This is a genomic window from Mesorhizobium sp. RCC_202, assembly GCF_041355295.1.
Classification (GTDB): domain Bacteria; phylum Pseudomonadota; class Alphaproteobacteria; order Rhizobiales; family Rhizobiaceae; genus Mesorhizobium.
In genome coordinates this window covers 510,165-523,390 of record NZ_JBFUPO010000002.1, presented here as the reverse complement: position 1 = coordinate 523,390, position 13,226 = coordinate 510,165, and the positions used below count along the sequence as shown (strand labels likewise).

Sequence of the window (13,226 nt, the reverse complement as noted above, 5' to 3'; positions counted from 1 at the left end):
TTTATCCTACTGCGGCCAATAGGGAGTCCAGCATGTCGCTGACCGTTTTCATCATATGGGCCGAGGCCTGATATGTGTGTTCGAGGTCGAGAAGCAGCGACATTTCCTGGTCGACATTGACGCCGGTGTCGTTCGACAGCGCCTCGGCCGTGCGCGAGGCGAGCGCCTCCTTGGCGTCGGAATTGGTCGACGCCTGCTGGCGTACGCCTTCGAACCAGCCGATGGAATTGGCGGCGTAGTCGGAGACACTCGCGTTGACGGCGATGCCGGCCGAAGTGTCGAAGGTCATCGGCTGATCCAGCTTGTTGCCGTAAGCGATCAACAGGTCCGAATAGGACGCGCCACCCGTGGTGTTGGCGACATAGGCAGCGCCGTTGGCGCCGCCGTCGCGCAGCAGCGACGGGTTGCCGCCGGCGCTCGGATCCATGGCCGCGTTGACCTTGATCGAGCCGGCGAGGCCGTTGATCAAGGTGCCGGCGGCGGGAATCGCCGGGGCGCCGGACCAGGTGAAGAGGCCCGTCGCGTTGGGTTGCGACGGCGAGGTTTCAGCGAAGGCTGTGATCAGGCCACGCGCGGTCTCGTCGAGCTGGCTCTGCATGGTCGAGGCGACGCCGTCACGCAGCTTGAGCAAGCCGGCAAGCTTGCCGTCCGCGGCGGTGCCGTCGCCGGCGCCGGCCGAAACCGGCACATTGTCGATGTAGACCGAGTTGCCGGGGGCGCCGGCGCTGTAGCCCGCCGACGGCGCGAACGTGACTGAACGCGGCACCGTCTCGAACAGCGTTGAACCGTCCTTGGTGGTGACGACCATATCGTTGTCGCCGCGCGTGAAGGTCGAGACAGGGACGTATTCCGATATCTTCTTGAGGAGCGCGTCACGCTGGTCGAGCGCGTCGGAGACGTCGGTGCCCGAACGGGTGCCGGAGATGACAGCCTTGTTGGCGTCCTGGAACTGGGTGAGCAGCGAGTTGAGGTCGCTGACGGCGGCGGAAATCTGGCCGTCGGTCTGGGTCCTGAAGTCTTGGATCGCCTGGGTGCCGCTGTTCAGCGAATTCACCACCTGCTTGGCGGCGTCGATGACGCTGGTGGCGAGATTCTGGTTCGACGGCGTGGTGGCGTAAAGCTGCAGCGCTTTTTGCAGATCGGTGATGGCGCTCGACGGGGAAGACGCGTTATCGACCCCGTTGACCGACACACCGAGCTGATCCATGCCGCTATAGAGCGTGCTCTGTCCGCTCCAGGCTGAAAGCGCCGACAGGTTCTGACGAAAAAGAAGATCGTTCGCGGCGCGCTGGATGTCCACTGCCCGGGCGCCGGGCGACGTGCTGGTGACGACAGCTATGCGGCGGGTGTAGTCCGGATTGGAGGCGTCGGCCACGTTGCGCGACACGATGCTGGTCTGCTTGGACGTGGCCAGCAACGCCGACTGGGCAATGCTTAGTGCGGAGGAAAGCGACATGCTGATCTTTCACGGGCCGGCGCCCGTCGTTTATCTCTTCAGATTGACAAGGACGTCCATCAGGTCGGAACCGGTCTGGAAGACTTTCGAATTGGCGGTGTAGCTGCGCTGCGCCGCGATCATATTGGTCAGTTCCTCGGCGATATCGACGTTGGAATTTTCAAGGGCTCCGGAAACGATGGAGCCGAGCTTGCCTTCATTGGCAAAGCCGATGCGGACGGCGCCGGAATCGGTGCTCTGCACATAGACGTTGCCCGGCATCGCGGTGAGGTTGTCGGGGCTCTGAACGTCGGCCAGCGGGATCTTGAAGAGCGCCTTGGTCGAGCCGTCCTCGAACTGCGCGTAAATGACGCCGTCTTGACCGATCTGGACCTTCTGGATCGAGCTCGGCGCGTTGCCGTTGACTTTGGCGTCGGCGACGGTGAAGCCGGTGCCGAGTTGGGTCAGCTTGGAAAGATCGAGGGTGAGGGCCGAGCCGCCTGGCACCGTGAAGGAGATGTTGCTGGTGCCGGTGAGCTTGCCCGTGGCGTCGAAGGTGAGGTTCTGCGATGCCAGCGCGCCGCCGGTATAGGGGAAGGAGGTGCCCGCGGTAGCCTTCGACTGGTCGAAGACCGAGACCTGCCATGTGCCGGCGCCGGTGTTGGTGAAATAGACGTCGAGCAGCTTCTTGTTGCCGAGATTGTCATAGGCAACCAATGAGGTTTTCGACGTGTACTGCGAGGCCGGATCGTTGGCGGAGGGCAGTGGACCGGAAGGCGGCGTCGCTCCCGCCGGCAGGTTGCCGGCGAAGTTGCCTGCCGTGCTCGGCGTCGCCGTCATTTGCTGGTCGGAGATCTGCACCGGCACCAGGCCCTCGAAGCCATTGGCGGTCGCGGCCGGTTCGCCATTGGCGTAGCTATAGGCCATCAGCTGGTAGCCGGCCGCGTTGACAAGCCTACCCTGAGCATCCGGAACGAACGAGCCGGCGCGCGTCATATAGGGCGTGCCGCCGGCGTCCTGCACGACGAAGAAGCCGTCGCCATTGACGGCGAGGTCCGAGACCGAGGTCGTGTATTGCATGACGCCTTGCGAACTGATCGCGGAGCGGATCGTCGTCGTCACGCCGCCGGAATTGTAGGCGCCGCCGGTGCCGGGCATGATCAGCGTCGAAAACTCGGCCGAAGAGCGCTTGTAGCCGGTGGTGTCCGAATTGGCGATGTTGTCGGCCGTGGTGGACAAGCGGTTGGCCTGCGCGTTCATGCCGGAAACGCCGGTCCGCATCATTCCATAGAGGCTCATCGATCGATCTCCGCAGTGCCTGGATAGCAGGCCTTAAAGCTATGCCTCGTGTCTTGCGCGAGGCTGGCGCGACATGCGTCGGCGACGGGCATCAAAATACCAGCCGGTAGCCGAGGAACCGCTTGGAATCGATCGGATCGTGGCCAAGCTTCTCGCGCAGCTTCTTGCGCAGCTTCGAGATGTGGCTTTCCACCACGTTCTCCTCGACCTCTTCGTCGAAGATGCCGTAGATGGCGTTGAACACCTGCGTCTTGGTCACGCGCCGGCCGCGGTTGCTGGCCAAATATTCCAGGATGCGCCGCTCGCGACGCGGCAGCGGCAGCGGCTCGCCGTTGATCTCCGGATCGCGGCCATCCATGAAGATGCGCATCGCGCCGACCTCGGTGAAGGCCGCCTCCTCATGGGCGCGGCGGCGGATGGCGGAGATGCGGGCGAGGATTTCGCGGATGTGGACCGGCTTGCGCACGACGTCGTCGACGCCGCTCTCGAACAGGCGCAGCGTATGTTCGAGCGAATGCTGTTCGCTCAGCGCGATCACCGGAGCGCCGGTGCGGTCGCGGATCTGGCGGGGCGACACGCTGCCTTCACGGCAGTCGCCGATCAGGAATGCCCTGACGGACCTGAGATCGGTATCTGCGGCGGAGCTGACCCACTCGCCGAATTCGCCCGGAGCGAAGCCCGCCGTGGCGACGCCTTCGCGATCGAACAGCGAGCTGTAGCCCTCCGTTACGAGCTCTCGCTCATCAACAATCACGATCATCGACCCGCCCCCGAATCAGCTCATCTGCCCCGTGCGAAAAGGGGTACTCGGCGCGGTGAATCCTGAAAAACCGTCATTTCTTGTAGCTATTTTCTTGGGAGTTTTTTTGAGAGGCGTAATAAAAGCATTTGTGCGCGTGTATTTCGACAGCAACGTGCAGACCGCATCGATGCCGGCAGATGCGTCGGCAAGGCTGGCGATCGGTCATCAGGAGACAACAACTACTGATTGCAAAACGCGCTGGCGTTTGGCGTCCATTTGCCGAAGCCGGTGGCGACCATGTTGGCAATGACGCGGCAGACATAGATCTTCTGCGCCGGGTCATTGTCGGGGCCGGCGTGGTAGCGCGCGACAGCCATCGACCAGGTCAGGTGACGGGCACGCAGGCTCGCCAGGAAGCGGGCCGCGTAGTCGACGTTCTGATGCGGATCGAGCATGTCCTGGACACTGCGGAAATGGTCGCCATGATAGTGATGGTTGATCTGCATGCAGCCGAGATCGATCAACGTCTTGCCCTCGCGACGGGCATTCTCGAATGTGGCGAGGGCTTCGCCGCGACTGCGCGGAAAAACGGCTTTTCCTTCTATATTCAGGGCGTTAGGCTGAAGGCTGCCTTTCTTCCCGGTTTCCGTCAGGCCGACCGCGTAGAGAATTCCGGCGGGTACGCCGTAGCGATCGGCGGCGCGCAGGATTTCCGGCTCGCAAGGATTGGCGGCGGCGTCCGCGACGTCGGCGGCGAAGCTAGATATAAATATCGTCGCCAGCGCGCTCGCGCAGAGGCGAAGCGACACGGCCGAATTCCTGTGCGCCATTACCCTCGTTCCTTCCCGGTTGCCGGCCGCCGCCGGCGTTGTTGCCGCCCGAATTTCCCGGTTGGAACGAGGGCTGATCACGACCTGTCGACATCGGCATGGCGCTGTTTGAATCAGCGCGGCTGGCTGCGTGCGCTGCTATCGAGGGTTGCAGGATGGTCACCTTGTCGACGTCGAAACCGAGACTGCGCATCGACTTGATGATGGCATCGCTATCGGTTGTGAGACGTCGATATGCCTCGTGCGTTTCCGGCTTCATCTCAATTGAAAGTTGCTCCCCCGAGAGCCGCAGGCTGGCGGTGACCGCGCCGAGCTCGGCCGGGTGGAGCTCGATCTTCAGGACATGTGTCGGAACGGCAACAGAATTGTTCGTTTGTGAGCCTGCCGGGGTGCTTGAGAAGCTCTGCTGGACGCCCTTGTCCGAGGCAATCGCGTCAACCAGGGCCGATGCGGTCTGGCTCGTCGGGTTTTGCGCCGGGGCGGGGAAGCTCTGCTGGCTGACGACTTCCGTGCGGCTGGCGGAGGAAGACGGTTTGCCCTGAGCCTGCTGCGCCGCGGATTGGGACTGCTGCGAGACCTTGGCCGAGGCCGGACGCCAGCCTTGCGGCAGCACACCGTCGGGTTGCGCCTGGTCCCCTTGCGCGGACAGATCGTCGCTGACGGAGCGGCCCGGTAGTTCGAGATCCGCCGCCGCCTTTACCGGCTTCTGCCCGAAATCGGGTCCTGCTTCTTGTGCCGGGGTCGAGCGAGCGGATCGCGCCGGCGGCTCCGCGGAATTGTCGATCGCCGCGCCTTTCCCCTGACGCAGCCGCAATTCGAGCGATGAGGGTTGGCTGACCCCATCGGCCTGTTCGCCGGCGGCGGTGTCCTTGCCGCCAGCGCCCGGGGATGCAGCAAAATGCTTCATGTCGCTCAACGCCATCAGCAACGGCAGCCGGTCCTGCAACGGCGCCGAATTGTCGGCTTGCGTCGACGTGTCAGCGGCAGTCGCCGCTTTGCCATGCTCTGCTTGGGCGTTGCCCTTTGCGGACTTGCCGGTGGCCACCTTCTGTGACGCGGGTCTGCCCTGCGTGTCCTGATCCGCATCCTGTTTGCCAGCATTGGCGGATGCACGCTTTGACAGATGCGCGTCTGGCGGGACCGGTGCGGTCGAGTGCCTGTCCTGCGCGCGGCCGGACTTCTCGTTGCCATGCACCATCTCGCCGAAATCGCGATCCTTGTCGTGGCCGCCGGCAGCGTTCTGCCTGGGCTGGGACTGGGTCGAAGCAAACCCCGGCAGGGCCTGGCTGACGCTGGTCATTTCGGTGCGGCTCCCAGTAGCAGGTCGATCTTGTCGAGTTGACGGCGTGTGTTGGTCATCGCTGCATCGATGGGGTCGTGGTCGTCGGTGCCCGGGCTTGACGCCGGGGCCGACACAGGCAGTGCAGGCGCGGCAGCGGTTGCGACGGCTGGTGCTGGAGCCGTGGCTGGCGCCTGTTCTGATTGCTGCGTGGTTGCTGGTGGGGCAGGCGGCACAGCCGGCTGGCTGTCCGCCGTCGATTTGGCTGGCGCCGAAACTGCAAGCTGCTCGGGCATTGCGCCTTCGACTGGCGGCAGGTCGGCGTCGGCGGACGCATCGGCCTCGTTTTTCGTCTCGCCGCCCTTGGCTTTGGCTATCGGCGCGGATTTTTGCTTGGCCGCTGGTTTCACCGGCGCCACCACTTCGCCGGCAACAGCCTGCGCCGCGTCAAGCAAGTCGCGGTCGCTCTGCGAGAGCTTGCCGCGATCGATCCTGCCGAGCTTGGCGCGCACGTCATCTATGGTGGCCGAGGTCACTGTCGACAGGCTGGAATAGAGCTGGGCGCGTGGGTCGTCCTGGTTGCCGTTGCCGTCGCGGCCCTGTTCCGCTCTGGCCGAGGCGAAAGCCGAGAGCTCAGCCAAACCGTCGATCGCAGCGCGGCGGGCGATGCGCAGATAGATCACCTTCTCGCGCTCGGGGTCCATCATCGAGGTGATGTCGGCGATCTTGTCCTGGCTGATCGCCATATGCAGCGTGATGACGCCGGAAACAAAGGCATCGGCGAACTGGCTGGCATAGGGCGAATAGAGATAGGACGCGACATATTGGGTCGAGGCCAGCGCGAAACGGGCGGCGTCGCCTTGCGCGGCCGCGATGCCGACCGAGCGGCGAAGTGCTGCCTCGTCGACCAATGTGCCCGGGCTGAGCAGACGCGCCTGATCGAGGAGAACGAGCGCGGCGGCAGGCTGATCGGTGGCAAGCAGCGAGCCCTTGACCAGCGCCAGGAAGGCGCCGAGGTCGCTCGGCACGGTCATCGGATCGATCGGCTTCAGGATTTCGATTGCCGCGGCAGGCTGCCCGTTCAAATAGGCGACGATGCCCTTGGCTATGGCAAGGTTTTGCGGGTCGCTGGTCGCGCGCGATGCCGCCGATTCGACCGTCACGGGATTGCCGCCGCTCATGCCATAGACGAGCAAGGCGCGGAAATTCTTCGGTTCCTTGAAATCCTCGGCATCGGCATCGCGCAACCGGGCGTCGATCATTTCGAGAAGCTTGGCCTGCATCGGCAGCGCGGCATGGTCGCCGGCGGCGATGCGGTCCTGGATCAGCTGCAGCGAACGCACCAGCTGATAGGGCTGCAGCGCGTCCTGCGCCAAGGCCGCCGATGGCGACCCCGCAGTGAGCAACAGCAGCGCTATCAGCCCACCGATGACGCCTCTGCCTCTCATCCGCCGGCCGCCATCAGGATTTCGATGCGGCGATTGGCGGCCGCCATCGGGTCGGATGCGATCTTGGGCTGCCGGTCGGCGAAGCCCGCGACCTCGGTGATGCGGCTCTCGTCGACGCCGCCGCGCACCAGCATGTAATAGGCGGAATGAGCCCGCGCCGTGGAAAGCCGCCAGTTGTCGTAAGTGTCGCTGCGGAACGGCCGTGCGTCGGTATGGCCGCTGATGGTGATGGTGCCCTTCTTCTCGTTGATGATGCGGCCGATCTTTTCCATCGCCAGCACCAGCTCGCGGCGCGGCAAAGCCGAGCCGATCTCGAACATGCCGAAGTCGAGCTGGTCGGTGATCGAAATGACGACGCCTTTGTCGGTCGCCTCGACGGAGACGCCATCGGCGAGCTTCTCGCCGGGCAGGAAGGCTTTCGCGAGCTCCTGCTTGATCTGCGCGGCTTCCTGAACAACGGCTTTGCTCGGCGCCTTGTCAGCTTTGTCAGGGGGCGGCGCTGGTTCGGCCTTTGCCGTCTCGGCCTTCTCGCCTTCGGCTTTGTCGCTCTTGGCCTGTTCGCTCTGCGCCTTGCCGGCTTTGCCTTCGGCCGCCGTCTGCTTGTTCTTGGCCTCGGTCTTGTCTGGCGTTGCCAACGGCTCCAGCGGCGCTGCTTCCAGCGCGGGAGCAGCCGGAACGACCTTTACCTTCGGCACCGCTGTTGTGGCGACCTTGTCGCCCGGCTTGACCGGGTCGCCATCGATCCTGGCGCGTTCGGCCGTGGCCTCGGCGCCGGGCGCCGCCACCTGCTGCGACCAGAAGTCGGGCGCGAAAGGATCACGATAGGATTCGCCACCGGAGGCGCCGGTCGCCGGACCGGCGGCCTGCGCGCCGCCATCGCCCTTGGCGCTGACATTCTGCATCACCCCGGTATCGGAGGCGATCTCCGCCAGCACCGCGTAAGGATCGGCAAACAGGTGCTCATCGGAGAGATCGGCGTCCTGCTTGCCTTCCTTGGTCTGCCTGCGTTCTGAGGATCCCGCGCCGCCCTTGCCGTCGTCGCCCGCCTTGGTCGCGCCATCCTGAGGATTGTCGGCGGTCAGCCCGACCTTGCTCGGGCCGTCGCCGAGATCTTCCAGACCCTTGCGGCTCGAGTTGCGATCGATGAGCTCGACCGGATTGAAATAGCTGGCGACGGCTGCCTTGGTCTGCTCGTTGGCGGCGTTGATCAGCCACATGACGAGGAAGAAGCACATCATCGCGGTCATGAAGTCGGCGAAGGCGATCTTCCAGACACCCCCGTGATGGCCGTCATCGTGATCGTCATGGCCGCGCCTGACGATGATGATTTCGTGCCTGGGCTCGGCATGCTCGACAGCGCTCACGACAAGACCTCCGACAGCGAAGCCGACCATTCTGCGACACGCGTCTCGAACACCGTTTCGTCGATGGTCACGGTCAGGTCGAGGCCCGGCGCTTCGGTGAAATCGAGATTGACCGAGCGCGGTCCAAGAGCCGCCTTGAGCGGTTCGAACAGGGACAGCGGCCCACGCACGCCGATGCGCACGGCCTCGCTGTCGGCAACCGCGGCGCTGATGGCGCGAGCAAGTGCCGAGAGCGAGCGCTTCTGCAGATCGTCGCTGACAATACCGCCAACGATGCGGGCGACGGCGGCGCCGGTGAGTTCGGCAAGCTGCGCTTCCATGGCGTCGATACGCCCCGCCACCGCGGCACCTAGATCGCCGCCGAAGCTTTCGAGGAAGGCCTTCGCCGCATCGTCATTGGCCTGACGTTCGGCTTCGAGCGTCGCCTGATGGGCAAGCGCAAGGCGGGCTTCGAGCGCGGCTTCGGCATCGGCCACCGCCTCGGCGATCAGCGCGCCGATATCGGCCTGCGGCGCCGGTGCGGCCGGCATGTGCTCGGCATCGCGCTTGGCCGGCGCCTGAGCGGCAGACGAGGCGCGCGAAGCGAAATCGGGCAGGAGATCGAACAGGGCTGCCGAGACCATGGCCTAACCCACGGCCTCCGGAACGGCTGCCCATTTGCGCAGGATCTGCGCGGTACGCTCCTCGTTGAGGTCGACCATGCGCGCCAGCCGCTCCTGCGGCGCCGGTCGGATCTTCTGGCGCAGGTCGTCGAGCGGGTTGCCGCGGGCGCCAGGCAAGGCCGAGCCGGCCGATGCATCCGCGGCAATCGCGGGGACCGGCTCGGGCGTCGGCAGCGAGCGCTGGACATCGTCGAAGCTCGGGCCGGCGATCGCCGCGGGCTTGGCCTGCGCGGTCAGCGCGGCAGCCATCGGCTTCAGGCCGAAGAAGGCGACCAGGAAAACGACGACGATGAAGGCGCCGGCGTTGATCAGCGTGCCGGCATAGGTGCCGATCGAGGCGAGGATGCCGGGCTGGTCGATCGGCTCGCCGTCGAGGCCGCCGATGAACTCAACCGCCGAGACGTCGATGACGTCGCCGCGCTTGTCGTCGAAGCCGGTCGCCGAGGCCACCATCTTCTGGATGTCGGCAACGCGCGTGGCGATCTGCTCCGGCGTGGCGTCCTTGCCCAGGATGGTCTTCAGGCGATCCTGGTTGACGACGACGGCGATCGACATCTTGTTGACCGTGTAGCCGTTGGAGACTGTGGCGATCTTCTTCGAATTGATCTCGTAATTGGTGATTTCTTCCTTGCGGTCGTTCTGCGAGGTGGATTGCGGACCTTCCGTGCTGGTCGTCTGCGTCTCCGGCAGGTTCTGCTCGACGCTGGTCGGGGTCGAGGCCTGCTTCTGGTTGCTGGCCTCGTTGGTCTTCACCGACTGCACCGAACGCTCGACGCGTGAGTTCGGATCGAAGATCGTCTCCTCGGTCTGGCGGGTGTCGGTGTTGACGTCGGCCTTGACCGAGGCGCGGAAATTGTCGGGGCCGAGATAGGGGGTCAGCGCCCGGCGGATGTTGTCGCCGATCTGCGCCTCGACCGTCTGCTCGACGCCCAGCGTGCGCGCGGCGCTGGTGTTGGACGGGTCGTCGCCGGCGGCCAGCAAGTTGCCGTTGGAATCGAGCACCGTGACCTTGTCGGCCGAAAGGCCCGGAACCGCCGCCGCAACCAGATGGCGGATCGACATGGCGCTTTTTTCGGCGTCGTTGCCGGCATAGCGGATGACCACCGAGGCGGAAGGCTGCTGCTCGTCGCGGCGGAAGTTGGCGCGCTCGGACATGACGATGTGGACGCGCGCCGCCTTGACGCCGGAAATCGACTGGATGGTGCGCGCGATCTCGCCTTCCAGGGCGCGCACGCGGGTGATTTGCTGCATGAAGGAGGTCAGGCCGAGCGAGCCGACATTGTCGAACAGCTCGTAGCCGGCATTGGTGCTGGTCGGCAGACCTTTTTCGGCAAGCAGCATACGCGCCTGCGCGGTGGTGCCGGAGGGTACCAGCACGGAGGTTCCGTCCGAGCCGACATCGAAGCCGATGCCGGCATCGGCCAACACGAGGCCGATCTGGTTGACGTCGGAGCGATCGAGGCCGACATAGAGCGTCTCATAGGCCGGGCGGTTGAGATAGACCGAGCCGATGCCGATGACGGCCATGACCAGGGCCGCGATGCCGCCCATGAGCGCCAGGCGCCTGACGCCGAAGTTCTTCAAATTCGCGATGATGCTCTGGATCTGTTCCGGCACGATTCAACTGTCCCCAGCATGACTGTCCGGCGGAAGACTAGACTGCGAAGCTTGTGCGAGGATGATAGATCGTACCGCCGAAGAACCGGCAAAGACCGAACCGGCAACTTCCGACCTCCAATGAAAAAGGCCACGCTCGGAGCGCGGCCTTTTTTCATTTGTCGGAGTAGCTGGCCGCTTAGCCGTTCTTGAACAGCGACAGGATCGACTGCGAGGAGCTGTTGGCGATCGACAGTGACTGGATCCCGAGCTGCTGCTGAACCTGCAGTGCCTGCAGGCGGGTCGATTCCTTGTTCATATCGGCATCGACGAGCTGACCGACGCCGCGATCGATGGAGTCCATCAGACTCTGCGTGAAGGTCTTCTGCAAGTCGATCGAGCTCTTGGCGGCGCCGAGCACGGTGGCGGCGTCAGTAAGCTGACTCATAACGTTGTCGATCTTGTTGACCATCTGCGTGATGATGTCGTCGGTCACGCCAGGCGCCGTGATGTCGAGATTGAAGGCCGAGACGTTGTCGATTCTGGCAACGGTCGTGCCCGCGGCGGTCTGACCGGCGGTGTTGGCCGCGATGTCGGTGCTGCCGCTGGCGATAGAGGCGGCATAGGCGGTATCATAAAGGTCCTGGGCCGCGGCCGTGGCGTAGACCGAGGTTGTACGGTCGATAATGCCCTGGTTCTTGACGGCGGTGGGAAGCCCGCTGTCGAAAAGCTTGGTGCTCTCGACATCGATATCGATCGTGCCGAGCGAGATCGCGCCCGACGAAGAGCGATTGAACGAGGACACGATCTGGGAGTCAGGTTGGACGCCGTCATTGGCGGCGGCGACCTGCTTAGATGTCACCGACAGATAGTTCGAGCCGGAGAAAGTGGCCGCATCGGCAAACGACTTCATCTGCGCTTGAAGCGAGGTGATCTCGGTCTGCGTCTTTGCCTTGCTGGCATCCGTCTGGCCTATGGTAGACAGCAGCTTGGTCTTGAGGTTTCCGATCGTCGTCAAAACATTGTTCATGCCGGTATAGGCCGTGTCGACTTTCGAAGCGCCGAGGCCGAGCGCATCCTGCACGGTCGAGAGCGCCTGGTTGTCGGAGCGCATGGTGGTGGCGATCGACCAGTAGGCGGCGTTGTCGGAGGCCTCGGAGACGCGATAGCCGGTCGAGATCCGGGCCTGCGTCTGTTCGAGCGATTTGTTGGTAGCGTTGAGGCTCTGAAGTGCAGTCAACGCCGCAGCGTTCGTCATGATGCTCGCCAAGAAACTCGCTCCTTCTCTAAGCCGGCGTGCCACTCAGGCCGGATTGGCCTGCCCATCGGGTTGCGATCGTGCCGGTCGGGCCGATCGACAACCTGTCGTAAGTCATTGGTTAACCATACCTAGCTCGATATGGTTAATGGCGTGTTAAAAGTGGCATTCGAGAGGTTAAGAAACGAGGGTTGCGCGAGCCTTGAGCAGACGCAAAAAGAAACGCAAATCGGGCCGCGCTTTTGGCGCGGCCCGATTGTCCTGATTGGTCAGTCCAGAGCGATTAGCCGCGGAACAGCGACAGGATCGACTGCGACGAGCCGTTGGCGATCGACAGTGCCTGGACGCCGAGCTGCTGCTGCACCTGCAGTGCCTGCAGGCGAGTCGATTCCTTGTTCATGTCGGCATCGACGAGCTGGCCGACGCCGCGATCGATGGAGTCCATCAGGCTCGAGGTGAAGGTCTTCTGCAGGTCGATCGAGCTCTTGGCCGCGCCGAGCTTGGTGGCGGCGGTCGTCATGTCCTTGAGCGCGGCATCGACGACGGTCATCATCTGCGCGATCTGATCGTCGCCGAAGCCCTTGCCCGTTGCCGTGTCGAAGATCTTCAGGGTGGCGACCGAATAGGTGTCGCCGGCGACGACGGCGTTACCGGCAGTCGCGTTCTGTGCCGTGGCGGTTTCAGCGCCGGTGGTGCCGAGGCGATTGGCGTCCAGGATGCCCTTCGAGGTCGCGGCAGTGCCGGCCTCATACAGCTTGATGCTTTCGACGTTGACGTCGATCGTCGAGATCGAAACCGCGCCGGCGGAGCTGCGATTGAAGGCCGACACGACCTTGACGTCGGCGGCGGTGGTGGCCGTCGCGCCGCTGTTCACGGACAGCATGTTGGTGCCGGAGAAGGTAGCGCCATCGGCGTAACCCTTCAACTGCGCCTGAAGTGCTGCGATTTCGACCTGAGTCTTTTCCTTGGCAGCGTCGGTCTGGCCGTAGGATGCGGTCAGCTTCTGCTGGATCTGGTTGATGGTCGTGATCGCGCTGTCCATGCCGGTGTAGGCGGTGTCGACCTTCGAGGCGCCGAGGCCGAGCGCGTCCGAAACGGTGGACATGGCCTGATTGTCGGAGCGCATCGTGGTGGCGATCGACCAGTAAGCGGCATTGTCCGAAGCCTGGGAGACGCGATAGCCCGTCGAGATGCGGGCCTGGGTGGTGTCGAGGTTCTTCTGGGTGGCGTTCAAGCTCTGCAGAGCGGTCAACGCCGAAGCGTTGGTCATGATACTGGCCATGGCTACTCGTACCTTGTTTTTACACGGATTT

At 64.0% G+C, this 13,226-nt stretch carries 11 protein-coding genes; all 11 read right to left on the bottom strand.

Annotation, left to right across the window (positions count from 1 at the left end):
- Nucleotide 1: 1 nt before the first annotated feature.
- Nucleotides 2-1,456: a flagellar hook-associated protein FlgK gene (gene flgK, locus AB6802_RS06760; RefSeq protein WP_371009238.1), complete on the bottom strand. Its 1,455-nt coding sequence runs from the start codon at nt 1,454-1,456 to the stop codon at nt 2-4.
- Nucleotides 1,457-1,486: 30 nt separating this feature from the next.
- Complete coding sequence (locus AB6802_RS06755) at nt 1,487-2,734, bottom strand: flagellar hook protein FlgE (protein ID WP_371009237.1); 1,248 nt, start codon at nt 2,732-2,734, stop codon at nt 1,487-1,489.
- Nucleotides 2,735-2,825: 91 nt separating this feature from the next.
- The gene (locus tag AB6802_RS06750; RefSeq protein WP_371009236.1) at nt 2,826-3,494 is read right to left on the bottom strand and encodes a winged helix-turn-helix domain-containing protein; all 669 of its coding nucleotides are present in this window, start codon (nt 3,492-3,494) and stop codon (nt 2,826-2,828) included.
- A 221-nt stretch (nt 3,495-3,715) separates the two neighbouring features.
- Nucleotides 3,716-4,306 (bottom strand): transglycosylase SLT domain-containing protein, encoded by a 591-nt coding sequence (locus AB6802_RS06745; RefSeq protein WP_371009235.1) that lies wholly within the window; start codon nt 4,304-4,306, stop codon nt 3,716-3,718.
- Complete coding sequence (locus tag AB6802_RS06740; protein WP_371009234.1) at nt 4,236-5,606, bottom strand: flagellar hook-length control protein FliK; 1,371 nt, start codon at nt 5,604-5,606, stop codon at nt 4,236-4,238. The genes AB6802_RS06745 and AB6802_RS06740 overlap by 71 nt, the downstream gene beginning before the upstream one ends.
- Complete coding sequence (locus AB6802_RS06735; protein WP_371009233.1) at nt 5,603-7,033, bottom strand: chemotaxis protein MotC; 1,431 nt, start codon at nt 7,031-7,033, stop codon at nt 5,603-5,605. Before AB6802_RS06735 ends, AB6802_RS06740 begins: the two co-directional genes overlap by 4 nt.
- Nucleotides 7,030-8,397 (bottom strand): MotB family protein, encoded by a 1,368-nt coding sequence (locus AB6802_RS06730; RefSeq protein WP_371009232.1) that lies wholly within the window; start codon nt 8,395-8,397, stop codon nt 7,030-7,032. The genes AB6802_RS06735 and AB6802_RS06730 overlap by 4 nt, the downstream gene beginning before the upstream one ends.
- Nucleotides 8,394-9,020: a hypothetical protein gene (locus tag AB6802_RS06725; protein WP_371009231.1), complete on the bottom strand. Its 627-nt coding sequence runs from the start codon at nt 9,018-9,020 to the stop codon at nt 8,394-8,396. Before AB6802_RS06725 ends, AB6802_RS06730 begins: the two co-directional genes overlap by 4 nt.
- A gap of 3 nt (nt 9,021-9,023) precedes the next feature.
- Nucleotides 9,024-10,676, bottom strand: a complete 1,653-nt coding sequence (gene fliF / locus AB6802_RS06720; protein WP_371009230.1) for a flagellar basal-body MS-ring/collar protein FliF — start codon at nt 10,674-10,676, stop codon at nt 9,024-9,026.
- A gap of 178 nt (nt 10,677-10,854) precedes the next feature.
- Nucleotides 10,855-11,925, bottom strand: coding sequence for a flagellin (locus AB6802_RS06715; protein WP_371009229.1), 1,071 nt, complete (start codon nt 11,923-11,925; stop codon nt 10,855-10,857).
- Nucleotides 11,926-12,196: 271 nt separating this feature from the next.
- Nucleotides 12,197-13,195 (bottom strand): flagellin, encoded by a 999-nt coding sequence (locus AB6802_RS06710; protein WP_371009228.1) that lies wholly within the window; start codon nt 13,193-13,195, stop codon nt 12,197-12,199.
- Nucleotides 13,196-13,226: the final 31 nt, after the last annotated feature.

Bases quoted from the DNA above. Each gene is read 5' to 3' on its own strand.
- flgK (WP_371009238.1), bottom strand. From the start codon at position 1,456: ATGTCGCTTTCCTCCGCACTAAGCATTGCCCAGTCGGCGTTGCTGGCC.
- AB6802_RS06755 (WP_371009237.1), bottom strand. From the start codon at position 2,734: ATGAGCCTCTATGGAATGATGCGGACCGGCGTTTCCGGCATGAACGCG.
- AB6802_RS06750 (WP_371009236.1), bottom strand. From the start codon at position 3,494: ATGATCGTGATTGTTGATGAGCGAGAGCTCGTAACGGAGGGCTACAGC.
- AB6802_RS06745 (WP_371009235.1), bottom strand. From the start codon at position 4,306: ATGGCGCACAGGAATTCGGCCGTGTCGCTTCGCCTCTGCGCGAGCGCG.
- AB6802_RS06740 (WP_371009234.1), bottom strand. From the start codon at position 5,606: ATGACCAGCGTCAGCCAGGCCCTGCCGGGGTTTGCTTCGACCCAGTCC.
- AB6802_RS06735 (WP_371009233.1), bottom strand. From the start codon at position 7,033: ATGAGAGGCAGAGGCGTCATCGGTGGGCTGATAGCGCTGCTGTTGCTC.
- AB6802_RS06725 (WP_371009231.1), bottom strand. From the start codon at position 9,020: ATGGTCTCGGCAGCCCTGTTCGATCTCCTGCCCGATTTCGCTTCGCGC.
- AB6802_RS06710 (WP_371009228.1), bottom strand. From the start codon at position 13,195: ATGGCCAGTATCATGACCAACGCTTCGGCGTTGACCGCTCTGCAGAGC.